Origin of the sequence: Pontibacter arcticus (assembly GCF_003284895.1) — a bacterium.
Taxonomy (GTDB): Bacteria; Bacteroidota; Bacteroidia; order Cytophagales; family Hymenobacteraceae; genus Pontibacter; species Pontibacter arcticus.
Genome location: NZ_QMDV01000004.1, coordinates 256379 through 282592, shown reverse-complemented (window position 1 = coordinate 282592; position 26214 = coordinate 256379). Strand labels below are relative to the sequence as shown.

Sequence of the window (26214 nt, the reverse complement as noted above, 5' to 3'; positions counted from 1 at the left end):
ATGAAGCTTTTACAAAGGACAAAAGAAAGTATAGCTTTTACCCTTTGCCGCTACAAAACATACATCAAGAAACTATAAAATCATACTTCATGCTTAACCCGAACATGCGCTTTATCGACCCACATATCCACATGACCTCCAGAACGACAGATGATTACGCCAGAATGCGCGAAGCAGGCATCGTAGCCATCATCGAACCTGCTTTTTGGCTGGGGCAGCCACGCACCGAAGTGGGGTCTTTCAAGGATTATTACAGCAGCCTGGTTGGTTGGGAGCGTTTCCGGGCAAGCCAATTTGGCATCAAGCATTACTGCACCATCGGCCTGAACTCGAAAGAGGCGAACAACGAAGCGCTGGCCGAACAGGTAATGGAACTGCTGCCGCTATTTATTTACAAGGAAGGTGTGGTGGGCATTGGCGAGATTGGCTACGACGACCAGACGGCCGCTGAAGATAAATACTACCGCCTGCAACTCGATCTGGCCAAAGAAACCAACATGCCAGTGCAGATACACACGCCACACCGCGATAAAAAAGCCGGCACTATCCGAAGTATGGAAGTATGCCTGGAGCATGGCGTGGCACCCCACATGGTTATTGTAGACCATAATAACGAAGAAACCGTGAAAGATACTTTGGACAGAGGTTTCTGGGCCGCCTTTACCATTTACCCGCATTCTAAAATGGGCAACGAGCGCATGGTAGAAATTGTGAAGCAATACGGTTCCGAGCGCATCATGATCAACAGCGCCGCCGACTGGGGCATCAGCGATCCGTTGTCGGTTCCGAAAACCGCTGCGCTGATGCTGGAAAAAGGGATTTCGATGGAGGATATCCACAAAGTATGTTACCAGAACGCCCTTGCTGCATTTGGCCAGAGCGGGCAAATGAACGAAGCTGACTGGATGGATAACAACACCGTAGACCAGCGCGATAAGTTTTCTGACAATTCTATACTAAGAGGTGGCCAAACGCCGGTTGTAGGAGAAATTAACACATCTTCTTCAGCAACAGACTCTAACATTATTCGCTAACATGGCCCTTGTACCTTACCTGCGCCTGATGCGGCCTGCCAATATTGTTACAGCCATTGCTGATATCATGTTGGGTTACGCTGCTTCAGGCGCACTTTTATACTTTTTAGACGGCAGCCAGACGTTAGCAGTTTCAGGCCTGACTCCACTTTTCTGGCTGATACTGGCAACGGTGGGTTTGTATGGCGGCGGCGTTGTTTTTAACGATGTATTTGATGCCGAACTCGACAGCGTAGAAAGGCCCGAGCGCCCGATCCCAAGCGGACAAGTTTCGTTAACGGCCGCAGCTTTATTAGGCGGAGCTTTACTTGTTGCCGGAATTCTGGCAGCGTGGCAGGTTTCGGATTTAAGCGCTGCTATTGCCGTAGCCGTTGCTTTGTGCGCACTGCTCTACGACTGGAAAGGCAAACATCATAATCTGCTTGGCCCTGTAAACATGGGTACTTGCCGTGGTTTAAACCTGTTGTTGGGTGTGAGTGCCGTGCCCGAAGCCGTAGAACAATTCTGGTACCTGGCCTTCATTCCGATCGTGTACATTTCAGCGATTACCATGATAAGCCGCGGCGAAGTGCATGGCGGTAACCGGAAAGCATTGCAGGGTGCTATTGTAATGTATGCACTCGTTATTGGAGCTATACTTTGCCTGGCTATACTTCCCGAATTTGAGTTACTCTACAGCGTGCCCTTTTTGCTGCTTTTTTCGTATCTAATTTTTCCACCGCTCTTTAAAGCTTTGTCAGCTAAAGAACCGAAACTGATCATGAAAGCAGTAAAAGCCGGTATACTTGCCCTGATTGTGATGGATGCGAGCATTGCAGCTGGTTTTGCCGGTTGGCCCTATGGTTTGGTGGTGCTGTTGCTGCTGCCCGTTTCTATTTTCACTGCCAAAAGCTTTGCTGTCACCTGATCCGGTAACAGCAGACTTACGTATTCAGAAATCGATCTTACGAACTTAATTGCCCAATTTTATACTTTATGCAAGTTATCCAACAGACTTTCCAGGTGCAGTACAGCTACGGCATCCATTTTACCGAAGGTCTTTTTAATACCAATAATACCCTGTTGCCTGATCTACTTAAAAAAGACGGCAGTCTGGGGCCACGTAAACTTTTGTTTGTGCTCGATAGCGGTGTGGCAGCGGCGCATCCAACTTTACAACAGGATATCAAGGCCTTTTCGGAACACTACTCACAAGTGCTGACCGCTGCTTCCGATTTTATCATTATACCCGGCGGCGAAGAAGCGAAAAACGACCCGAAATACCTGCAGCAAATATTGGATGCAGTGAACGATCATGGTATCTGCCGGCATTCATACTTAGTGGCCATTGGTGGTGGCGCTATACTTGATCTTGCTGGTTTTGCAGCGGCCATTTCGCATCGCGGCATCCGTCATATCCGCATCCCAACTACTGTTTTATCCCAGAATGATTCGGGAGTGGGTGTAAAAAACAGCGTGAATGCTTTTCAGAAGAAAAACTTCCTGGGCACATTTGCACCGCCTTTTGCCGTTTTAAATGACTATCATTTCCTGACCACTTTAGAAGACCGCGACTGGCGTTCGGGTATTTCGGAAGCAATTAAAGTAGCGCTTATCAAGGATGCCGCTTTTTACGATGAAATAAAAACGAATGCAGCCAAACTCGTTGCGCGTGATAAAGCGGCAATGGATTCGCTTATTTTCCGTTGTGCCGAATTGCACGTAGCCCACATCGGCGGCAAAGATCCGTTTGAGATGGGCTCGTCGCGACCATTGGATTTCGGGCATTGGGCCGCGCATAAACTGGAGCAACTGACCAACTACGAACTGCGCCACGGCGAAGCGGTAGCCATTGGCATTGCCCTAGATGTTACTTATTCAATGCTTTCGGGAAGACTCAGCGAGCAGGATTGGGAAAATGTACTAGCGCTTTTAGTTGAGCTGGGCTTTGATCTTTATGTACCGGAACTGTCCCAAACCATCAGCGAAACAAACCAGACCTTATGCATTTCGGTTGGCCTGCGCGAGTTTAGAGAGCACCTGGGTGGCCAGTTAACCATTATGCTGCTAAATAAAATCGGCGAAGGCGAAGAAGTACACCAGATGGACGACGCAATGGTAAAGAAAGCCGTTGCACTGCTTGCCCAACGCTACAGCAAAGCGCCGGTTATACATTAACCTCCCCCTGCCCCCTCCTAAAAACTGGAGGAGGTTTAGGCAAATCGTTAAGTTGCATAACTGAGCTAAAGGCAAAAACTTAAGTGCTGTAATTTTTTAGAATAAAACACTCTTTCCCGCCTCACTCCTGTTTTTAGGAGGGGGCAGGGGGAGGTTAACCATTCGTTCTAGATGAACTATAAAGCTAACTACCACCTCACTTATTGCACCAACATCCACCCTGGAGAGACCTGGGCCGAAGTGATGGCGAGCTTACAGGATTACCTGCCCGCTTTAAAAGCCAGGCTTTCGCCGGATGCACCTTTTGGTGTGGGATTGCGCCTGTCTGATTTGGCGAGTCGTGAGTTGCTGGAAGAAAATAAACTGGATACGTTTAAGCGCTGGCTCATTTCAGAAGACCTGTATGTGTTTACCATGAATGGGTTTCCGTTTGGTGGCTTCCATCACCAGGTGGTAAAAGATGCCGTTCATAAACCTGACTGGACTACCCGCGAACGACTGGATTATACCATTAGGTTAGCCCAAATCCTAGCGGTGCTGTTGCCCGAAGGTATGGAAGGTGGCATTTCTACGTCTCCGTTGTCTTATAAACCGTGGCACACCAGCGCAGATGCTACGGAAGAAGTTTTCAGAACATCCACTGAGCACCTGGCAGAACTAACCGGCACCTTGCTGCAGCTCAAAGAGAAAACCGGCAAAACAATCCACATCGACATCGAACCCGAACCGGACGGCGTACTCGAAAACACCGAAGAAGTGATCCGTTATTACAATAACTGGCTGCTGCCTTTTGGGGGAAGTATACTTCAGCAACAGTACGAGCTATCACCTGAACAAGCAAGGGAAGCCATACTTGCACACATACAGCTTTGCTACGATGTGTGCCATTTTGCGCTGGCTTACGAGCAGCCCAAAGTTGCTTTTGCACAGCTAAAAGAAGCCGGCATCAATATCGGAAAGATACAGTTGAGTGCCGCGCTTAAAACGGCCATTCCGGAAAGTATAAACGAACGCGAATTACTGGCTGGCAAAATGGCGCCTTTTGTAGAATCCACGTACCTGCACCAGGTGGTAGCCCGTAACAACTCCAACCAACTTGCTCACTTCCCGGACCTGACCGAAGCGCTGGAAAACTTAGAACAGACAGATGCAGTAGAATGGCGCACGCATTTCCATGTGCCTTTGTTTACGGATGCGTATAACGGGTTGCAATCAACCCAGGACGATATCAAACAGGTACTCGACCTTTTGGAAAACAACGCCGTAACCGCACATCTGGAAGTGGAAACCTATACCTGGGATGTACTTCCGCAACCTTTAAAACTCGACTTAACCGACTCCATCCAACGTGAAATGGAATGGGTGCTTAACCATACTGGCCTGAAAAATCATGCATAAAACTGTCGTAATAGATGTAGTAGGCTTAACCACCTCGCTGCTTTCAAAAAACAATACTCCTTTTTTATCGGAATGGGCAACTAAAGCGCAGCAACACCTCATAAAACCTGTGGTGCCTGCTGTTACCTGCACGGCTCACGCTACGTACCTCACCGGCAAAGCACCCGAAGAACATGGTATTGTGGGCAACGGCTGGTATTTCAGGGACGAGTGTGAGATCAAATTCTGGCGGCAGTCAAACAAACTGATTCAGGCAGAAAAGATCTGGGATGTGGCCAAAGCCATGGACCCGACGTTTACCTGCGCGAACATGGGCTGGTGGTATAACATGTACACTAATGCAGATTATACGCTCACGCCGCGCCCGCAATATCTGGCCGATGGCCGTAAGATGCCCGATTGCTATACCCAGCCTGCTGACCTGCGTGATAAGTTACAGGCGAAACTGGGCACGTTCCCGTTATTCAGTTACTGGGGACCTAAAACCGAGATCAAATCGAGTAAGTGGATTGCGGATGCCTCTAAAATAACCGATGAGCTCTACAACCCGACCCTCACCTTTATTTACCTGCCCCACCTCGATTATAACCTGCAACGCCTCGGACCCAGCGATTCGCGCATCGCCAAAGATTTGCAGGAAATTGATACCGTCTGCGCTGATCTGGTAAAGTTTTATGAAGCCCGCGGCGCACAGGTAATTATACTTTCGGAGTATGGTATTTCGGATGTGAACCGCTCTATATCGCTGAACCGGATTCTGCGTGAGAAAGGCTACATAGCTGTGCGCGAAGAACGTGGCCTGGAGTTACTGGATGCCGGAATCAGCAAAGCTTTTGCTGTAGCCGACCACCAGGTAGCGCATGTTTACGTAAACGACTTATCAAAATTAAAAGAAATAAAAGCGCTGCTGCAACAGGTGCCCGGCGTGCAGGAAGTACTGGAAGGCGACGAGCGCAACAAGTATAACCTGGCCCACGACCGTTGCGGTGAACTGGTGGCGATTGCCGATAAAGATTCGTGGTTCAATTATTATTACTGGCTCGATGATGCCAAAGCGCCGGATTTTGCCCGCATGGTCGATATCCATAAAAAGCCGGGTTACGACCCCGTAGAGATGTTTGCCGACCCGAAGATCAAGTTCCTGATGCCGTTGGTGGCAGGTAAACTGCTCAAAAAGAAACTGGGATTCCGGACGCTAATGGATATCATTCCGCTGGATGCTACGTTAGTGAAAGGCTCGCATGGGCGCATTCCGGAAGATAAAGGGGAATGGCCGTTGCTGCTAACTAAAAACCCGGATGTAGCGCCCGCCGAAGTACAGGCAACCGATGTTTTCAATATCATATTGGCCCACTTAACACAAGGCGTAACCGTAACGTAAACGAAACTCTAAAGTATGAAAGACGACAAAAAAAGTATAAACCTATTGCTAAGCACCTGCGGCATACTGGCCTTACTTTCTTTTGTCGTTTTGCTTTTAGTGGCTGTTACAGGTGCTTTCTATTTATACCCGGCTGCCAGTTATACTTTCACTGATTCAAAAACCGTCAATTCAACCGGAAAATCTGAACCTGTTACGTCAATAGAGAAAGACGAAGTATGGCGCGCACCTGCGCTCAGTTCGCTGACAGGAAATCCCGAAGAAAAAAGTATAACGTATGGCCGCGAGTTGATTGCGCATACAGCCAAATACCTAGGGCCTGAAGGAAGCGTTTTGCAGATCAGCAACGGCATGAACTGCCAGAACTGCCACCTGGATGCAGGCACCAAGATATTCGGAAACAACTATTCGCGCGTATTCTCAACTTACCCTAAATTCAGGAAAAGATCAGGCTCCGAAGAAGATATATACAAGCGCATCAACGATTGCCTGGAGCGCAGCCTAAATGGGAAGCCACTGCCACTGCACTCAGAAGAACTAAAAGCCATGGCCGCTTACATCAACTGGGTGGGCAGGGATGTAAAAAAAGGCGACGAACCGGAAGGAGCCGGCTTATATGAAATCGCGCTACTTGACAGGGCTGCCTCACCTGAAAAAGGAAAACTGGTATACGAAACCAGATGCCAAACCTGCCACAGCGAAAACGGGCAAGGCCAGAAAAAAGCTGGCGCCACAGAATATCTTTATCCGCCGCTTTACGGGGACAACAGTTATAATGTAAGTGCAGGCCTGTACCGGATCTCTAATTTCGCGAAGTTTGTGAAAGCCAACATGCCCCTTGGCGCGACTTACGACAAACCCATACTTTCTGATGAGGAAGCCTGGGATGTGGCCGCGTATGTAAACTCCATGCCACGGCCGCAAAAAACATTCAAGCAGGACTGGCCTGAAATAGCAGACAAACCGTTCGATCATCCGTTCGGGCCTTACGCCGATGCCTTCACTGAGAAGCAACACAAGTATGGCCCCTTTCAGGAAATAAAGCAGGCACAGCAAAAAAAGGCACTTTAACTTATTTATACTTTAGAAGCGATCTTTATACTTTGAAAGCACTTCCTTAAAATCATTTCCCAGCCTGATTTCAACGGCCATTATACGACCTTAACGCTTGCTGACAAAAAACACGCATCAAGAGCAGAAACCATTTATTTTTGGTACAATAAAGTTACTTTTACTAAGTTATCCTTACTCCTACTCTCTCCTTTTGCCGGAGGAGTTCACACAATTTATAAATGAAAGTTTCCCATACTTTAAAATACCTATTTATACTTCTGCTCGCGTTTAGTTGTAAGTCAACAGAAGTTACTCCCGATAAAACCGATCACCTGGCCTTGGGCAACCCCAGCAACGCTATAACCGATAGCAGCCAACCGGAAAACTACCTGCTTGCCAAGCCACAATATGTTGTATCGTATAGCAAAAGTCGGGGTATACCTAACTGGGTAAGTTGGCACGTGAACAGCACCTGGCTCGGCCAAACCGACAGGCAGGATAACTTCCGGGCCGATGCAACGCTTCCGGCAGGCTGGTATAAAGTAAACGCATCCAGTTACACGGGTACTGGTTTTGATCGGGGGCACTGCACACCTTCCGCAGACAGAACAAGCAGCAGCGAAGATAATGCCGCTACCTTTTTAATGACGAATATGCTGCCGCAAGCCCCGAACCACAACCGCGAAACCTGGGCGAACCTCGAAGAATATACCCGCAAGCTGGTGCAGCAAGGCATGGAGATTTATGTGATTATGGGGGCGTATGGCGCAGGCGGCACCGGTGAAAATGGCTACCGGAAAACAATTGATGAAGGCCGTGTGACCGTACCGGCACGCATCTGGAAAGTACTGGTGGTTTTACCTGAGGGGAATAATGACCTGAATCGCATCAACAGTTCTACGCGCGTAATAGCGGTAGATTCTCCTAACCTGAATTCTGTTTCCGGGGATTGGGCAAAGTATAGAACTACGGTGGATGCCATTGAACAGGCAACCGGCTACGATTTGCTATCGGCCTTGCCAACCAAATTACAGCAAGACCTGGAAAGCCGCCTCGATAACGGGCCAGTCAGGTAAGTATAAAGCGCATAAAAAAGAAAGGCTCTCTGAATAAACAGAGAGCCTTTCATAATATTGAAAACTTACTTTTCAACTTTTAGCCATCCGTTTATACGGTAGCTTATTTCAAAGGGTTTCGTTATTGCTGAAAGTTTTTGATTTTTTTCGGCGTCCGCCTTTATTCTCTATTTCAGAACTCTCCAGCAAGTATAAACCTAGTATAAAAACCGCCCTTCCTGCAAAACAGAAAGGGCGGCTGAAGTATAAAGTAAGCGATACCTACTCTTTTACAATTCTAACAGTGTGTGTTCCTGTTTCGTTACCGGCTTTCAGGTAGTATAAACCTTCTTTCAGGCGCAGTGATGTTAAGTTAAGCTCGAGGCTGTTTCCTTGTAATGCGTGTGTACGGTTGTATACTTCGGTGCCCTGGCTGTTGAAGATCACAACAGTTACTTTCTTGCTAGCTGGTACTTCGCCGAAGCTCATGGTAACATTATCTTTAACCGGGTTTGGATAGGCTGTGAAAGTATAAACGTTCGCCGCAGCAGCCGGAGCTACAGGTGCTGGTGCATCCTCACAAGATGTGGCAACACCACAACTTCCCAATGTAGCACCCTTCGCCAGGAACGATTCTACAAGTTTAGCCGGCACCTGCAGGCTCTTCTCAAGACCTGGTTTGCCGGAGGCGTTGTAGCAGATCTGTACCATGCCATTCTTATAGCTCACATCTACCACGCATACCTGTACCGAATCAGTGGCTGTTCTGCCTATGGCATCGGTTACTGTAACGGTATAAACGGTGGTTTCGGAAGGGCTAACCGTGATAGACTGCCCTGTCTGGCCGTTGCTCCACTGGTACGTATAACCCGGCTTGCCGCCAGTTGCATCGCTTGCTGTAAGTGTAGTTGAAGCCTGCGGCGCATAGCCATAGTATACCGTTCTGTTTTTACCGGCATCAACCGTAAGCGGGTCGGCCAGCTCGAAGCGTGTCACCACTGCCAGGTGGTCGGAGGTGGTGTTGGCGTAATTCGGGATCAGGTTGAACGGAATAACAAGCGTTTCGGTACCAACCAGGTAATTATCATACAACTCGTTGCTGATGGTGATATGGTCGATCACGTTATCCTGTGTGATGAACGAACGCAGGCCAGCTTCGCTTAAAGAAGCCGTTACTGTTTTAAAGTTATCAGAAGACACAAACGGGTTATAAGTTGTAGTGCCTCCTCCGATCGAAACGTCTACATCATCATTATAATCTCCCAGCATTACAATGTTTGCATTCGGGTAATACTGATCCAGTGTATCTTTCAGGGCCTGTACATCAAAGCGTCTTCTGGTTAGGTCTGCGCTGGCAGAACCGGATTTTGCGTGGATGTTGATCAGCTGGTATCTTTCTGTTACGCCTTCTACGGTTGCATCAACAGTCAGCATATAAGGCAATCGGCCACTTGACCAGAACGAAGAAGGATTACCGCCCGGAATTTTATCCAGTGGTGTGCTAGCGCCTAAACGGGCCGCATCATACATTTCTTCAAAAATAACCTGCTCATCTACTACCGAAATTACAGCTGTATTATACAGGAAACATACTTTCTGAGCCGGGAAAGCCGGGTCCTCGCCATCAAAAGAATAAGAATAACGATCGGAACAAATACGCTTGTAACCAGGCAGCATATCTACCAGGCGTTGCAACAGGGCTTCATCCGAAATTTCCTGCACTGCAATTACATCTGCTTTTACGCTATCGATCAGTTTAAATGCGTTCTGTAGTTGCAGTTCGTTATCAGCCGGTCCGAAATCTTTTTGCGTAGCGCCGAAAAACTCCATGTTCCAGGTCATAACGTCCAGTGTTTTGGTGATGGCTACATCGGTGCCTTTTGGCAAGTATGGCGCAGTGCCTGGCAAATCGGCTCTGAAGCGCGGGAATAACTGCAACGCACCCCGGAAGCTACCAAGAACGCCTGTTACAGTAACTGCCTCCTGTGGCTTCACGCGGCCAACAAGACTTTCTACATCACCATCGATGCGCAGTTGGGTAGTGCCTGTGTTATCTGTAATGGTATAGTTGCTCTCCGGGAACAGTAAACCGCGTGTATCCGTGAACGTAGCATTCGGGATCGTTACCAGCTGGCCTTCCAGTGTGCTGATCTCGGCAATAGAAACCTGCTTCGAAGCAATCGGATTTTTAGCAACACCTAGGTCTGTAAACCCGATCACATCCACTAGCTGCACCTGCTGGTTAAATGCACCAATAACCGCAATTACCTGCAAGGAATCGCCGATGGCAAAATCTTCTCCGTTATGAACATCAAACTCAAATAAAGCGATACCACCGGTGTTATCCTGTATAAAAGCAGGTCCGCCGAGTTCGCCGGCAGCCGTTAAGGTACCATTTACAATCACTTCGGTACCAAGCGGAAGCTTGCGTGCCTGCGCAATAGTTACTTTTTGTGGTTCAGGGTTTGGCTCTGGCTCCACCGGACCATCGCCGAAGCTCTGCCCAGCGTTGATCTTGTTATAAGTGCTGGCGATGGGCACAGACCAGGTAAAATCAGACGCTTTGAAACCTGAACCGGTTAGCTGTAAAGAAAAACCGATAGGAGTTGTGCCAGTCTCTTCTGGTACAATCGCTGTGCTGGCCATGCCATCTGCCGGGCCACCTACTGCCGTAAAAGCACCTTCGTAGCTTAAGAACTCTACTACCTCACCGTTCGCATTTACCAGCGCAACTGCATCCGGAGATCCGTTCTGTAAATCTTTTATTTCGAAAAATAACGTGCCGTAGCCATTCTGCTGATTAGGCAGCACCCCTGCAAGAGACGTCGTTTTGTAAGGTTTGCCATCATTGCCATTGTACGCTACAATGCTCCAGCCTGCCAGGTCGGTGCCCGCGTTACCGGCTACTTCCACGCCTTCGCCAGCATCGGTGCCAGCGTTATCGTAGTGCAGCTCGTTGATGAACACCACTGCTTGTAAGGGTATAAAGCTTTGCCCGTTATTGACAGCATTGTAAGTAGAGGCGGCTTCCGGCGCCCAGGTAAAATCAGTGTAAGACTTGCCTGTGCCCGTTAACTGAAGCGAAAACCCAACTGGGGATGCGGTACCTTGCTTCACACCGATATCAGTGCTGGTTAATCCGGTTGCCGGTCCGTTGGTAGCTGCAAATGTACCTTCGTAGCTCAGAAACTGCACAACTGCCCCGGCTGCATCTACTAAAGCAATCCCGTCGGGGTCGCCGTTCTGTAAGTTTGCGATCGGAACGAAAACAGTCCCAAACCCAGCCTGCTGCGCCGGAATAGTACCGGATAAATTCTGGATGCTGTAAGACTGCCCGTTGGCTCCGTTATAAGGTACCAGTTTCCAGCCGGATAGGTCAGCGCCAGCCGGGCCCGCTATTTCAATGCCTTCACCTGCATCGGTGCCTACATTATCGTAGTGTATTTCGTTAATAAAAACTTGTTGTGCTGCAGCTTGTAGCGGAAGGCCTAAACCGACCACCAGGCAAGCGGCCTGCAAGCTTCGTAAAATTTTTTTCATTTGAATCTGTTTGTTTAGTTTAACTGAGAGGCAATTTGTAATCTAAATTATAAAATAAAGTATATATTATGTTATTAAAAAATTAAATTTTATTAATCAATCTTGTTTAAGCTATAAAATATATTTTCTTATATATAGTAAATTAGAAGGATACAGGTTGCTATTAAACATCGAACTCTTAAAGTTAGAGCAAGTATAAATTTAAGAGTATAAGAGAATTAACTTCAAGTAAGCAAAAAAATGGTGCCACCATACGAGAATTACGCTTTACAAGAAATGCAGGATTAGCAGCAGCAAATGCAGCGCTCCCCAACTTTCCTGAATAACATGGCCAAAAAGCTGCAGGTAAAAATGAACAGCTATATTCCGGATAAGGTACACGGTGCTATTACTGCCACTATCAAACAGATGGTACGTGCTATGTTGTTTGGTGCCCAAAAGATAAACCGGCAGCCTTTGTTACACGCGCCGCTGCAGGAACGCGAAAGGCTGGTGCAACGACAAATTGAATTCTACAAGAAAGCAGCCGCGACCGAAGGCGGCATCACGGGTGCAGGTGGCTTTTTGCTGGGCCTTGCTGATTTCCCGTTGCTGATCAGTCTGAAAATAAAGATGCTCTACGACATTGCCGCTTTTTACGGATTTGCCCTGGATGATTACCGCGAGCGGATCTATTTGCTGCATATTTTCCAGCTGGCTTTCAGCAGCCACCAGCACCGCCGCGAAGTATACCTGCAAATGCGCCACTGGGAACTACAAAAAAACGATCTGCCCGAAGACATTCACCAGTTCAATTGGCTGCACTTTCAGCAGGAGTATCGCGATTATATTGATCTTGCCAAAATGGCCCAGCTGATCCCGATCATCGGGGCACCGGTTGGGGCAATCGTGAATTATAAACTGCTGAACAAACTTGGTAATACTGCCATGAACGCCTACCGGATGCGCTGGTTCGAGAATCAGAAACTGCTAAACTAGTTAACAGCTTAAAGTATAAGTGGAGAATAAAAGATACAACCAATACTGAAACCCACCCCTAACCCCTCCGAGGAGGGGTTAGGGGTGGGTAAAGTCTACAGTATAAAAGCATTTTGAAGTATAAAAAAAGCGCCGTTCCATAGCCGGAACGGCGCTTTGCAAGTATAAAATCTATACTTTAAAAGTATAACCTATAGGGTCTGGGCTTTAAAGCCGGCTTTCTCTACTACCGCAATTACTTCGTTTTCGGATAAGGAATCTGTTTTAACGGTCAGTATCTTTTCTTTAACGGCTGTATCTACGGCCCATTCTGCTATGCCTTGTGTGTTATCGAGTACGGGGGTAACTTTCTCGATACAGCCGCCGCAGTTTATGTTGGTTTTAAATTTAAGGTCTTTCATATCTTTCTCTTTTTATACTTCTACTAGATGTTACAAAGGTACGGCCGGGCTAGTGGAAAGTGTTTATAGAATTCCGGATTTGCGTTACAGAATTTTGCTGTACATCTATACTTCACACCCAATTATACTTTACAGCTTCCGGGCTTTTAACCTTAAGCTGTTACTAACCACCGACACCGAACTCAGGGCCATCGCAGCACCAGCCAGCATAGGATCCAGCAGGAAACCGTAAACCGGGTAAAGTACGCCAGCCGCAATAGGTATCCCGATCAAATTATAAATAAAGGCCCAGAAAAGGTTTTGCTTAATGGTGCGCACTGTTTCCCGCGACAATTTCAGGGCTTTGGGTATGTGCTGCAGGTCCGATGAAATAAGCGTCATTTTGGCTACATCGATGGCAATATCCGAGCCTTTGCCCATGGCTATACTTACATCAGCCTGCGCCAGCGCCTGCGAGTCGTTTATACCGTCGCCGACCATGGCCACTACTTTACCGGCTGCCTGCAACTCTTCTACAAAAGCCGCTTTATCGGCAGGAAGCACTTCCGATTTATACTTTGTTACGCCCACCTGCGCCGCTACAGATGCAGCCGTTTGTTCGTTATCGCCGGTGAGCATGTACACGTCTATGCCCTGTTGCTGCAATGTTTTGATAGCCGCCGCAGAACTTTCTTTTATCTGATCGGCGATGGCGACAAGGGCGAGTACCTGGTGCTGATTTGCAAAAAAGATAACCGTTTTCGCTTCGGCGCGCAGGCTAGCAGCTTTATCGGCCAGTAAGGTGTCCGGAAGTATAGCCTGATCTGAGAGTAATTTAGGACTGCCGGCAAAGTATACTTTATCTCCGGATTGCGCCCTTACACCCTTCCCGGTTATACTTTCGAAGTTGGTTAAAGTATGCGTTTGTACTTTCTGTTCCCGTAATTTCCGAACGATAGCCTCGGCTAGCGGGTGCTCGGATTGCTGCTCTAAAGCCAACAGTACAGGCAATAAAATTTCTTTCTGATTTTCAGCTCCAGCTGCCCATTGGATGTCGGTTACTTCGGGCTTACCTGCAGTGATGGTGCCTGTTTTATCAAGTATGACCGCGTTTACTTTGTGCGCCAGCTCCAGGCTTTCCGCATCTTTTATCAGGATGCCATTTTCAGCGCCTTTGCCAACGCCTACCATAATAGCAGTGGGTGTGGCCAAACCAAGCGCGCACGGGCAGGCAATAACCAGTACCGTTACCAGCGCCAGCAAACCTTGCGTCAGGCCATTATCGCCGCCCAGCACAAACCAAAGTATAAAACTAAGCAGCGCGATGCCGATCACGATGGGAACAAAGATGCCGGCAATTTTATCGACCAGTTTCTGCACCGGCGCTTTGGAACCCTGCGCCTCCTGCACCATTCTGATGATCTGGGCCAGCATGGTTTCGCTGCCTACTTTCTCGGCCGTAAACCGGAAGCTGCCTTTCTGGTTAATCGTACCTGTGTACACTTTATCACCGGACTGTTTGGCTACCGGCACCGGCTCACCGGAAAGCATGGCTTCATCCACATACGAACTGCCCGAAACCACCAGACCGTCCACCGGAATTTTCTCGCCTGCCCTAACCAACAATAAGTCGCCTTTTTGTACTTCGGAAACCGGTATTTCGCGTTCCTGCTCTCCTTCTATGCGCCACACCGTCTTGGGTTGCAAACCGATCAGTTTCTTAATAGCAGTCGATGTGTTGGATTTGGCCCGTTCCTCAAGCAGCTTACCTAACATAATAAACACAATAACGACAGCAGCAGCCTCAAAGTAAACATGCGCATGCAACCCACGTGCGTGCCAGAACTCCGGGAAAAACGTATTGAAAACACTAAACACGAAGGCAATGCCGGTACTCAGGGCAACCAGCGTATCCATATTGGCTTTGCCATGGCGGGCCTGCTTAAAGGCATTTATGAAAAAGCTACGGCCAAAATAAAACACAACCGGCGCACTCAGCACCAGCATGATCCAGTTGGCGTAAGGCATATTCATGAAAAACATCCCGATCATGAAAACCGGAAACGTAAGTATGGCCGCCGCTATGGTTTTCTGTTTGAGTTGCCTGTAATTATTTTCCTGTACTTCCTCCTGCTTCTCCAGCGCATTTTCCTCGTCCACGATCAGGTCGAAGCCGATGTCCTGCACACTTTTCTGGATTTCTGAAATCGAAATTTGTTTGGGGTTATAAGCAACCTGCAGGGTTTGGGAAGCGAAGTTTACGGCTGCACTGTGCACGCCTTCCTGCGCGCCTACCATACTTTCTACGCTGCCGGCACACGAGGCGCAACTCATACCCGTAACCGGAACCGAGGCTTTTATTTCTGAAGACGCTTTGGCAGCAGTCTTTTTAGTTGATCTTAGCTGTATATTTTCCATAGCTCATTTTATTTATAGCGTTCAGGATAATACAAAGATACATAAAGCCGGAGCCGGGGTGTTACACAATTCGGAAGAAGCGTTATATGATTTTGGTTGTTGGATGGTTTAATTGTTAAGTTGTTGAAAGCTAAATTATTGATTGGCTGAAGTATAGAACTAAGTTCTACCGCAAGTTTGAGCGAAGCGGTAACTTGTGGTTTTGCATGATGTAAGTTTGTAACTTGCTTTCTGCGACAGCAGAAAAACTACTCGTGCTGAAACGGTCATTCTATTTGTCATCCTGTTAAGGATCCTGGTAATGAGTTGCAGATAATTCACAAGATCCTTAACAGGATGACAAATAGCATGAGGCAGAATAGAGATAGTATAAGCCGCTGCCATACTTGCTTTTGCAAAGCAAAGAAGTTACAAACTTCTATTCATACTTAACCACAAGTTACCGCTGCACTCAAACTTGCGGTAGGATCACTTTATGCTTCAACAATCCAGCAATTCAACCATTAAATAATCTTATCAATGGTCTTGCGTTTGTTCTCTTTTATCTCTTTAAAATGGCTGGGCGTCAGGCCGGTTACTTTTTTAAACTGATTGGAGAGGTGCGCCACGCTGCTGTAGCCGAGTTTATATGCTATTTCTTTCAGGCTGAGTTCGTTGTACACCAGCAGCTCTTTTACTTTTTCGATGCGCTGCAGGATCAGGTATTTCTCGATGGTGATGCCTTCGAAAGCAGAAAAAAGCGAACTGATGTAGGAATAGTCCAGACCGGTTTTTTGCGATAAATAATCTGAAGTGTTCACGCGCTGATCTGCTTCGCCTTGCGTATGAATCAGGTCAATGATGGCCAGTTTTACCTGTTCTATCACCTGCGTTTTGCGGTCGTCGAGCAGCTCGAAACCATTATCGGTCAGTACTTGCCTGATCTTCTCCAGGTCGATGGTATCGTTTTCAGCACTGATTTCCGCTTCGCCTAACGATATGTTATGCACTGTATAGCCAAGCCCCGAAAGCTCCTCTGCCACTACCCTGTTGCAGCGGTCGCAAACCATGTTTTTAATAAAGAGCTTCGTGGTGTTCATACGTCAAGTTTATACGTTGTAGGATGCAAAAATTTATACTTCCAGCCTGTGTTTCGGATTAGTAGCTGCTTCTGTTACCTTCAGAATATCGCTGCTGATCTTCTGAATAAAATCGAGGTGCTCCTGTAGCGCTGCATCTTCAGGTATGGTAACAACCTGGTCTGCCATTTCGGGCAATAATTTTACCAAATGCGCACTTTTAGCAGCCGGGTTCAGCGCATTTATACTTTCAGAAAGCAGGTGCAGCGACCGGCGGACCGACCGGAGCATATCCGGAGCATAAACGCCGCTTGGACGTTCCTGCACGCTTGCCCCCAGGGCCGCCATACTCGACGACAGCACATGCGTCAGTACCCTGAATTTGTGCACTTCTTTGCTGCGCCACTGCTTGCTGCGCGGCTCCGAGAGCATCCGTTGGAACGCCGCAGAAAGGTTGGCCGAGCTGACGTATACTTCTTTTCGGGCCAGTTTATATTCCAGTATGTTGTCTTCTTTCCCGGTCATCAACTCGCCGATGCGCCATAGGTAGTCGCTGTTAGCCTTTAAAACATGCTGCATAAAACCTTTTATAAGCTGCGACTCCCAACTCGGAAACAGGAAGTAACTGGCCGAAAAAGCAATCCCTGCCCCGATAAAAGTATCCACGATGCGCTCTTGTACCAGATCTATGCCGCCCACACCCATAAACGAGAACAGGATGAGCACAAAAGGCGTCATGAAAATGACGCTGATAGTATAATTAACCCGCTGGAAACTGTACGTACCTACCATCAGGAAAAGCAAAAGTATAAATTGGGCCGTTTTATCTTTTACAAAGGCCAGCACCAGCACCCCGATCAGACCGCCGATCAAGGTGCCAACAATACGCTCGTAATTACGCTGTTTGGTTAAGCTGAAACCGGGTTTCAGGATAACGATGATGGTGAGCAGCACCCAGTAACTATGCGGCCCGTAGGCCAGAAATTTGGTAAGCAGAAAGCCAAAAAAACAAACCAGCGCTACCCGGAACGAGTGCTTGAAAATAGAGGAATTAAACGTCAGGTTCTCTCTGATCTTTTTAATGTCGAAGCTCTGATGGGATACAAAACGGTCGTAATCCAGCATGTTCGGTTTGTTCAGCGGATTGGCCGGTCCGGCATTCAGGAAACCCATGATGGCGTGCAGGTGCTGTGTCAGGCTGCGCAGGTTTACCATTATTTTTTTCAGAACCAGCAGGCTGCCGGTATTTCCTTGCCTTTCCAGGGCATCAATCTTCTGCTTTAGTTCGTCGAGTTGCGCATTCAGGTTTGGCAGGCTTCTGTAGCGCGTATTCGATTGGATGGCAAAACCGATGTTATCGAGTTCGTTGGCAACTGCCCGGATATGGCTGGCTACATCCGGCAGGATACCGGTATTCCCGAAGCGTTCCCGGATCATGGCATAATCAAATGCGTTGGCCAGGATCTGCTCATACAGATCCATCAGATCAACAAAGGTCAGCAGTAAAGCGCGGCTGGCATGAGTGGATTCCTTAACAACAACCCTGGTTTTGAACAGAATTTCCCGGACGGCATCTTGTTTTTCGCTTACCTGCACCTGCTGCGCCACCAGCTTTTTATAATCGTCTTCGAGGTTGGTATGTGTGTTGTAGAAATCAGCTTTGATGCGAAGGAATTTGGCTACTTCGTGCACGCATTCGCCAAGGGCCTGTTGTGCCGCTAAATAGGGCCGTATCTGGAAAAAGAGTAAGCTCAGCACAGCATACCACACGCCTCCGGCCATAATAAGCGCACTGTAACCGGGTACTTCTGCCGGTGTCAGGGCGGTATCCATCATCAGGATCATCACCAGCAAACCCGACGTGCCCAGCGCAGCCGCGCGGTTCCCGTACACCAGAAACATCGAAAACAGGAAGCTTAGCAGCAGTACTTCCAGACCCAGCAACCATACATACAAACGGGCAAAACCCGTTAGCATGGCAATTACAAAAATAAGCAAACTGCATAGCAGCATAGCATTGCGCTTGTGCAGTACCGGCCCGGGGGTATCGGTTATACTCACACAAAGTGCGCCCAGCGAAAGAGTAAGCCCGGTTTGGAACTCGTTAAAATGCGCAAACACCAGCGAAGGTAAAAGTATACCCAGTGTAATGCGCAATCCGTCGGAAAAGTATTGGCTGAAAAAAAAGTGTCTGATCTCGCGTGTCTGGCTATTCATAGCAAAGGTAGGGCCGTGCAACAGCGTACATTATTGTTTAGGGTAGCGTTGGTAGCCGTGAAGCTACTTATTTATATCATGCTTTGCAGCAAAATACAGTTCAGAATTTTATACTTGCTGCTGCAAAGCTATACGTTGGGCAAGTATAAAGCTCAACGGAGCCGCTCTGCACAAAAGCAAAACGGCTCCGTTGAGCATGAAGTATAATTCAGATTAACCCTGGCGTACCAATTGGATTTCGCCGTGCAGCTTAATATCATCGCTTACTACTACGCTGCCCGCTTCGGTCACAGCATTCCAGGTGAGGCCAAATTCTTTGCGGCTTATTTTGCCTTCTACGGTAAAGCCCGCTTTGGTCTGGCCATAAGGGTCTACCACAATGCCGGCATATTCCACATCAAACGTTACGGGTTTCGTCGTTTCACGAATGGTGAGGTCGCCGTGAAGTTTTGCGCTGCCTTCGCCTGTTTTCTCGTATCTGTTCCCTTTAAAAATAAGCTGCCCGTGGTTGTCGGCATCAAAAAAGTCAGCAGATTTCAGGTGGGTATCGCGCTGCTCGTTGTTTGTATTGATGGAGTCGATATCGGCCGTGAACATAATTTTGGTAGCAGTTTCGAAGTTATCTCCTTCTGTTTCTACTTCCAGGTTAAATGTCTTAAAATAGCCTGTTACAGTCGTGATCATAAGGTGCTTTACCTTGAACTGAATTTCGCTGTGGGCCGGGTCGATGATCCATTTTACATTTGCCATGGTTTTTTCTTTAGGGATGAAAACAAGTTTAGAAGGCTTTCTTAGTACCTACCTGCTGCTTATATGGTTTTCCGTTCCTTTTTGTTTCGACGAATATTATGGGCAACCTGACTTTTACCGCTCATACTTTATCCGGGCACATGCAGACAAAGTATGATTTGAAAACTTATGCGGCCAGCTGCGGTATCGTGATCCGGAACCTGGTACCAACGCCCGGCTGGCTGGTCAGGGATATTTCGCCGCCAAGCGCTTCTACCTGCGTTTTAACCATGTATAACCCTATGCCGCGCCCTTCTACGTGGTAATGGAACCGTCTGTAAAGCTTAAATAACTGGTCACCGGCTTTCTCCATATCTATCCCAATGCCATTGTCCTCGAAGTATAACGTACGCGTTTTCTGGTCACTTTCCATATAAACCTGCACATGCAATGCTCTTTCCGGCGATCTGTACTTGATGGCGTTGCTGAGCAGGTTATGGAAAATGCTGTACAGGTAGGCTTTGCTGGCAGTTATGGTAATATCGCGCGGCACCAGGTTTTCCAGGATAGCACCTGATTCTTCGATTTTTTCTTCAAGGCCGCTGGCAGCTTCGTTTATAACCTGTGCCAATGGCGCAATCTCGTCTATGCCGGCCTGTGCATTACTTCTGATGGTCAGGATCTTGTTCAGGTCTTTGATCACCATATCCAGGTGGTTGGCTGATGTTCCTAGCTTCGAGATGGCCAGTTCGTATTGCGGGGTTTCCTTGTTCATTTTACCCAACAACCCAATCAGGCCCAGCACATTGGCTACAGGCGCACGTAGGTTATGCGATATAATGTAAGTAAACTGCTGCAGGTCGCGGTTCTGTTTCAGCAACTCGTCTGCCAGCGTGATCAGCTCTTTTTCTTTCTTTTTTTCTTCTGTGATGTCGGTTTCAATAGCAATGTAATTGATCAGCTCACCGCTATCATCAAAAATTGGCGTAATATCAATGGCAAACCATATCTTCTCTCCGTTCTTGCGATAATTCAGCACTTCTTCCGAAAAAGGAATCTTCTCATTAAATTTTTTGTCGATGCGCGCACTTGTTTCCGGGTCTGTGCCGGGGCCTTGCAGTAACCTGCTCGGTACCATGCCAATTACTTCTTCTTTGGTGTAGCCGGTTAAGCGCATGAAGCCTTCGTTTACCCATTCAATCTGTTGTTCGGCGTTCATGATCACCACACCGTTGGTTATTTTGCTGGCTACAAACGAGAGTTTGTTCAGTTCGCGCTCGGTATTTCTGATCTGGCTTACATCCGAAAAATAAATGGTCAGGCCGTTTCGGTGCGGGTACAAGCTATAGCTAAGCGTCAGGTTATGAAGGGCAATATACTCTTCAAAGTATACGGACTGCTGGGAAGCCACCGTAGCCTGACATTTCGCGTAAAATAGCGTATCCACCAACTTCGGGAAGATATCCCAGATGCATTTGCCAATTAACTGGCGGCGTTTTATACCTACATAAGAAGTATAAACTTTATTTACATAACTGTAGCGCCACTCGGTATCAAGCACAAACAGCGGTTTGGTTACGCTTTGTATAACACTGTTAAATTGCTCGGCCTGCTGCCTGATGATCTGCTTGGCGCGTTTAAGCTTTGTTATATCTTTGGCCATGCCCTGTACGCTTACTACCTCGTTCCCTCTGAAAACCGGCGATAGTGTAAAGCTGATATCGCGCTCACTTCCGGATGGGTGGTATACTTTTGCGGCAATCTTTCCGGACTCCCCGTTCAAGGCTTTCTGGAAGGCAGTCATGGCGTGGCGGTGGTATTCGGGGTGCAGAAAACGGGCAAAATGGCTTCCCTGCATTTCTTCCTGTCCGTACCCGATGGCTTTGGTAATGCCCTGGTTTACGTGTTCTACCACTCCTTCGAGCGACAAGCCGAAAACGCCTCCCAGTTGGTTGGCAGCAAACGAAGTATATAATTGTGAACTGTAAATTTCGGTAGCGACAGGTTGGCTTACAGGCTGCTGTACAGTTGGTGTTACCAGGCGCGCCTGCAGCATGATGCCCGAAATAGAAGCATTGGAAAGTTGATTGGTAAGTGTACATTCCAGCCATTTCAGTTCGCCGGATATACTTGAAAACCGCAAGGCGGGCAGACGTATCTCTTTTGCCTGCTGAACAGACTCCAGCGCAGAAGCCAGCACCGGTTGGTCGTGCGGGTAAAGTAAGCGTAAAATATTGGTTCGTCTAAGTACAGTAGAATTTGTTCCAAATATTGCTCCTGCAACCGGATTTATGTATTCGATGTTCCCCCATGGGGTTAGCACAGCAATAATATCGGCACTGTTTTGCACCAGAGAAGCAAACAGTGAGGGTGGCAAAAAGGTATCAGGCATAGAAAAATGTGTTGCAGCCGGCATAGCGAAAGGTGGGTATATCCTTGTGCTATACGTTAATGCTCGAAGATACGGTTTTAATATAAAAAACAATATATTCTAACAATATTTATAATATAGTTTTCTTAATTCTTTATTTAAAAGTATAAATCAAGGATTTGAAAGGTAACTTCCTGGAGATCACACGTAAGATTTTTAATTCAAAACAAATTCCGGGCGCTGTTTGTAAAAGAGACGAACATACTTTACAAATCCGGAAAAACTATTTGCTTCCGGATATATACTTACTGGAACTAAACCAATGGCTAACCTTTTCACACCGCTTACCATACGCAACATCACTTTCCGGAACCGCATTGCCGTTTCGCCTATGTGCCAGTACTCAGCCGAAGATGGCTACACCAACGACTGGCACTTGGTACATTTGGGCAGCCGGGCTGTAGGCGGCGCTGGCCTTGTAATTGCCGAAGCAACCGCCGTTTGCCCCGAAGGCCGCATCACACCAGACGATATCGGTATCTGGAAAGACGAACACATACAAGGGTTGCAGCGCATTGCAACCTTTATTAAAGCAGAAGGCGCCATACCCGGCATACAACTGGCCCACGCCGGCCGCAAAGCCAGCCACCAAAGCCCCTGGAAAGGTGGCAACGTTATACTTGCCGATGAGCCGAATGGCTGGCAAACCGTAGCACCAAGCGCCATCCCGTTTACTTCCGAAGAACCTGCTCCGCTTGCCCTGGATGAAGCCGGCATTCAGAAAGTGATTTCCGACTTTAAAGCAGCAGCAGAACGCGCTTTGGAAGCTGGTTTTGAGGTGATCGAATTGCATGGCGCACATGGCTATTTACTGCACGAGTTTATGTCGCCGTTAAGCAACCAGCGCACCGATAAGTATGGCGGCAGTTTCGAGAACAGGGTACGATTGCTTTTAGAGATAACCGACGAAGTCAGAAAAGTATGGCCCGAGGAATATCCGCTTTTTGTGAGAATTTCGGCTACCGACTGGACCGAGGGTGGCTGGACAGAACAGGACTCCATCGAACTTTCTAAAATATTAGTGACTAAAGGCGTTGACTTGATTGATTGCTCCACGGGCGGAAATGTACCGAATGCAAAAATTCCGGTAGGGCCGCTTTACCAATTGCCTTTTGCCGAAAGTATAAAACGCGAAGCCGGCATTTTAACCGGAGCCGTGGGCATGATCACGACAGCCGAACAAGCCGACAACATCATCTCAGCAGAAAAAGCTGACCTGGTTTTACTTGCCCGCGAACTGCTCCGCGACCCGCATTTTCCGTTGCGTGCCGCACAGCAACTGGGCTACGAAGTAAGCTGGCCACCGCAATACGACCGGGCAAAACCTTACCGTGTACTTTAAATTTCGTATGTATAAATTCTGAAAATATTAACCACTTTAACTCCGGGCAAAATTTTTTAAGCGATGTCAACAAGTTATAAAACCTTAACTGTAAGCCATATTAAAGAAGAAGCGCCCGGCGTTAAAGAAATAACGTTTACCCAGGGCGCCGATCAGGTAACGTATAAACCGGGCCAGTACCTCACACTGGTGCTCCCGACCAAACTGGGCGAGATCAGGAGGTCTTATTCCATCACATCTGCGCCCGCCCTGAACGAGCCGCTGGCCGTTGGCGTGAAACGGATTCCGAACGGTGCTTTTTCGAGGTTTTTAACAGATACACTGCAGGTTGGCGATAGGCTCTTAACCACAGGGGCCGGTGGTTTTTTCACTTTGCCTGATGAGTTGGAAAAGTATAAACAAGTATTTTTTCTGGCGGCCGGCAGTGGCATTACGCCAATCTTTTCGCTTTTAAAAACGGTACTTTATACTTGCCCTGACTTAAAGGTAGTACTGGTTTACAGCAACAGCACAAAAGAGCGTACTATGTTCCGGGAGCCGCTCGAGCAACTCGCCGAAACCTTTAAAGACAGGCTGCACATCGAGTTTTTATACAGTAATTCAGCTGATTTGGCGCGGGCACGTCTGCACAAAGAGTTGCTGCATGATCTTTTGCGCACTTACGCACACGCGCCCTTTTCAGAAACGCTGTTCTACATTTGCGGACCGCTTAACTACCGGCGGCTGTGTTTTTATACATTGCGGCAAGCCGATGTACCGTTAGAGAATATCAGGAGAGAGATTTTTAACACCGAACAGGCCATGCCCGTTATGCTTCCACCGGATACCGAGCCGCACCACGTAACCATACTTTTCAGGGGGCAGGAATACAGGCTAGAGGTGCAGCACCCCACTACTATCTTGCAAGCAGCCCGTGCAGCCGGCATTACACTTTCTTACTCCTGCGAAACCGGGCGTTGCGGCAATTGCGTAGCAAAATGTACCTCTGGCGAAGTATGGATGGCCAACAACGAAGTGCTAACCGAAAAAGAAACTGCTCAGGGCCTTATCCTGACATGTGTGGGCTACCCTGTTGGCGGCGATGCCGTCATCGAACTGGATTAATCATACTTTCCTGAAAATCAGTCCTGAAATCAACCCAATTCATACTTGCAGCAAGTATAAATCGGGTTGATTTTCTCGTTGTAAGCCAGCCGCATCCTGTTGATTTGTTAATAGAAAAGCTTTTAAATTTTTCCTGGCTGGGCTTTCAAAGTATAAATTCCAACTTCCGAAAACGGGATTGCCAGGTTGATCCGATTATTAATACAACTGAAAATTGTTTAGCTTTATCCGGATAAACGAACTGAACTTTATGAAAAAAACCTCGCTCCTACTTTGCCTGTGCGGTCTGTTTTTTACGCAGCCTGTTTTTGCACAAGCTTTAAAAGTAGAAAAAAGCATTTCTAAAAAGCTAAAAAAAGTAAAGCCTGAAAGTATAAAAGGTCACATCCAATACCTCGCCGACGATAAACTGAAAGGCCGCAAACCCGGCACCGAAGGTTACCAGATGGCCGTAGATTATGTAACTGATGAATTTAAGAAAATGGGCGCCGAACCGGGCGGCGAAAATAATACCTACCTGCAGAAAGTACGGCTGCGCACAGCCACTACCGCGCCAAGTGCTACGTTTACAAGTATAGATGCCAGCGGCAAACAAGAAGTTTTAACATATGGCAAAGACTTCTCGATTTACCCGAATCCGCAGGAAAAAAATGTGACCGTAGAAGCGCCGCTTGTATTTGCCGGTTATGGTATTACAGCCCCGGACCTAGGCTACGATGACTATGCAAACGTAGATGCGAAGGGCAAAATTGTAGTTGTGTTGCGTGGCGCTCCGGCCAGTTTCCCGTCTACAGTTTCGCTTTATAGCATGGATATGCTGACTATTCTGGAGAATGCTGCCGCGCATGGTGCGGTTGGTGTGCTGGTTGGTGCTACTGCGCAGGGCGCTACGCCTCCTACTTTTGCAGGCGGCGTTAACAGCGTGATGGGAGCAGATGGCAATGTGGCTTTTTCCAGAAGTTTTGCATCCGATCAGATCAAAATGCTGGGCATGGTAAACTACGAAACCCTGCAGAAATACCTGGCAACAGCTAACCTGAAAATTGACGAAACCATGGTATCGCTTAAGAGCGGAAAAACGGTTTCGGCACCGATTGCTTACTCGGCCAAAGCCAGTTATACTTCCCAGTATAAAGACATCGAAAGCTATAACGTGATCGGCAAAATAACCGGCTCCGACCCTGTCCTGAAAAATGAATACGTGGTTCACAGCGCGCACCTCGACCACATGGGCATCGGCAGACCTATAAACGGCGACTCTATCTACAACGGTGCCCACGATAACGCATCCGGTGTTGCCAGCCTCCTGGAGATTGCAAAGCTCTACTCTAAGATGAAAGTAAAACCGAAGCGTTCGGTACTGGTCGTGATGGTAACTGCTGAAGAAATGGGCCTGCTGGGTTCTGCATACTTTGCTAAATTCCCGACGGTGCCGGCCAAAAGTATAGTAGCCGATATCAATACCGATATGCCTACCCTGATTGCGCCCTTGCTTTCTGTTGTGCCGTTGGGCGCTAACCACTCGTCGTTACAGAAAGAGGTACAGCAAGCCGCTGCATATTTAAATCTGGACGTAGAAGAAGACCCGGAACCAGAGCAGAACCGCTTTATCCGCAGCGACCAGTACAGCTTTGTAACTGCGGGCATTCCGGCCCTGCACATCAAGTATGGCAACAAAACCGCCGATGGCCAGAACAACCTGAACAAAACCGTAGAAGCCTGGCGCGCCACTACCTACCACAAACCTCAGGATAACCCCGATGGCGTTTTCGATTACGATGCCGCTAAAAAATATGTGCAGCTTAACTTCCTGATCAGTTTGCAGGTAGCACAAGCACCTCAACGCCCTACCTGGAACCCCGGCGATTTCTTCGGAACACGCTTCGCGCTTTAAGTAAAGTATAAAGCAGAGATCTTACAAAAGCAGAACGGCCTCCCT

Annotated in this window: 19 protein-coding genes; 12 read left to right on the top strand and 7 right to left on the bottom strand. The window is 47.8% G+C overall.

Translation table 11 applies throughout. From position 1 onward, the window contains the following. The first annotated feature begins 89 nt into the window (after positions 1–89). The 7 genes from DP923_RS14020 (at position 90) to DP923_RS13990 (ending at position 8099) form a co-directional block, all read left to right on the top strand. Positions 90–1034 (top strand): TatD family hydrolase, encoded by a 945-nt coding sequence (locus DP923_RS14020; protein WP_239021042.1) that lies wholly within the window; start codon positions 90–92, stop codon positions 1032–1034. A 1-nt stretch (position 1035) separates the two neighbouring features. After that, positions 1036–1941, top strand: a complete 906-nt coding sequence (gene eboC, locus DP923_RS14015) for a UbiA-like protein EboC (RefSeq protein WP_112306490.1) — start codon at positions 1036–1038, stop codon at positions 1939–1941. A gap of 68 nt (positions 1942–2009) precedes the next feature. Next, positions 2010–3191: a 3-dehydroquinate synthase gene (locus DP923_RS14010; RefSeq protein WP_112306489.1), complete on the top strand. Its 1182-nt coding sequence runs from the start codon at positions 2010–2012 to the stop codon at positions 3189–3191. Between the two features lie 171 nt (positions 3192–3362). After that, a complete protein-coding gene (eboE, locus tag DP923_RS14005; RefSeq protein ID WP_112306488.1) occupies positions 3363–4589 on the top strand; it encodes a metabolite traffic protein EboE in 1227 nt (408 codons plus the stop codon). Further along, positions 4582–5970, top strand: coding sequence for an alkaline phosphatase family protein (locus tag DP923_RS14000; protein WP_112306487.1), 1389 nt, complete (start codon positions 4582–4584; stop codon positions 5968–5970). The genes eboE and DP923_RS14000 overlap by 8 nt, the downstream gene beginning before the upstream one ends. Before the next feature lie 15 nt (positions 5971–5985). After that, positions 5986–7041: a c-type cytochrome gene (locus DP923_RS13995; RefSeq protein ID WP_112306486.1), complete on the top strand. Its 1056-nt coding sequence runs from the start codon at positions 5986–5988 to the stop codon at positions 7039–7041. A gap of 221 nt (positions 7042–7262) precedes the next feature. Next, complete coding sequence (locus tag DP923_RS13990; protein ID WP_112306485.1) at positions 7263–8099, top strand: DNA/RNA non-specific endonuclease; 837 nt, start codon at positions 7263–7265, stop codon at positions 8097–8099. A 261-nt stretch (positions 8100–8360) separates the two neighbouring features. On the opposite strand, the gene DP923_RS13985 is transcribed toward DP923_RS13990, so the two are convergent. Next, positions 8361–11618, bottom strand: coding sequence for a T9SS type A sorting domain-containing protein (locus tag DP923_RS13985; protein ID WP_112306484.1), 3258 nt, complete (start codon positions 11616–11618; stop codon positions 8361–8363). A gap of 297 nt (positions 11619–11915) precedes the next feature. Between DP923_RS13985 and DP923_RS13980 the strand changes: the two genes are divergently transcribed. Then, positions 11916–12596, top strand: a complete 681-nt coding sequence (locus DP923_RS13980) for an EcsC family protein (protein ID WP_112306483.1) — start codon at positions 11916–11918, stop codon at positions 12594–12596. A gap of 191 nt (positions 12597–12787) precedes the next feature. Here DP923_RS13980 and DP923_RS13975 read toward each other — a convergent pair whose 3' ends face one another. From DP923_RS13975 to DP923_RS13960, 4 genes are all read right to left on the bottom strand, one after another. Beyond that, complete coding sequence (locus tag DP923_RS13975; protein ID WP_112306482.1) at positions 12788–12997, bottom strand: heavy-metal-associated domain-containing protein; 210 nt, start codon at positions 12995–12997, stop codon at positions 12788–12790. A 129-nt stretch (positions 12998–13126) separates the two neighbouring features. Next, entirely contained in the window at positions 13127–15394 is a 2268-nt protein-coding gene (locus DP923_RS13970) for a heavy metal translocating P-type ATPase (RefSeq protein ID WP_112306481.1), read from the bottom strand. A 503-nt stretch (positions 15395–15897) separates the two neighbouring features. After that, entirely contained in the window at positions 15898–16473 is a 576-nt protein-coding gene (locus DP923_RS13965; protein WP_112306480.1) for a helix-turn-helix domain-containing protein, read from the bottom strand. 33 nt (positions 16474–16506) lie between these two features. Further along, entirely contained in the window at positions 16507–18669 is a 2163-nt protein-coding gene (locus DP923_RS13960) for an FUSC family protein (RefSeq protein WP_112306716.1), read from the bottom strand. 15 nt (positions 18670–18684) lie between these two features. On the opposite strand from DP923_RS13960, the gene DP923_RS16730 reads away from it, so the two are divergent. Then, complete coding sequence (locus DP923_RS16730) at positions 18685–18876, top strand: hypothetical protein (RefSeq protein WP_165838199.1); 192 nt, start codon at positions 18685–18687, stop codon at positions 18874–18876. A 6-nt stretch (positions 18877–18882) separates the two neighbouring features. Here the strand turns inward: DP923_RS16730 and DP923_RS13955 are convergent, their stop codons facing one another. Together DP923_RS13955 and DP923_RS13950 are read right to left on the bottom strand one after the other, a co-directional pair. Then, positions 18883–19419: a YceI family protein gene (locus DP923_RS13955; protein ID WP_112306479.1), complete on the bottom strand. Its 537-nt coding sequence runs from the start codon at positions 19417–19419 to the stop codon at positions 18883–18885. A 166-nt stretch (positions 19420–19585) separates the two neighbouring features. Beyond that, complete coding sequence (locus DP923_RS13950) at positions 19586–21790, bottom strand: PAS domain S-box protein (RefSeq protein WP_165838198.1); 2205 nt, start codon at positions 21788–21790, stop codon at positions 19586–19588. A gap of 301 nt (positions 21791–22091) precedes the next feature. On the opposite strand from DP923_RS13950, the gene namA reads away from it, so the two are divergent. From namA to DP923_RS13935, 3 genes are all read left to right on the top strand, one after another. Beyond that, complete coding sequence (gene namA, locus DP923_RS13945) at positions 22092–23171, top strand: NADPH dehydrogenase NamA (protein WP_112306477.1); 1080 nt, start codon at positions 22092–22094, stop codon at positions 23169–23171. Between the two features lie 63 nt (positions 23172–23234). Beyond that, the gene (locus DP923_RS13940) at positions 23235–24275 is read left to right on the top strand and encodes a ferredoxin--NADP reductase (protein ID WP_112306476.1); all 1041 of its coding nucleotides are present in this window, start codon (positions 23235–23237) and stop codon (positions 24273–24275) included. Positions 24276–24525: 250 nt separating this feature from the next. Continuing rightward, positions 24526–26169: a M28 family peptidase gene (locus DP923_RS13935; protein ID WP_112306475.1), complete on the top strand. Its 1644-nt coding sequence runs from the start codon at positions 24526–24528 to the stop codon at positions 26167–26169. Positions 26170–26214 lie beyond the last annotated feature (45 nt).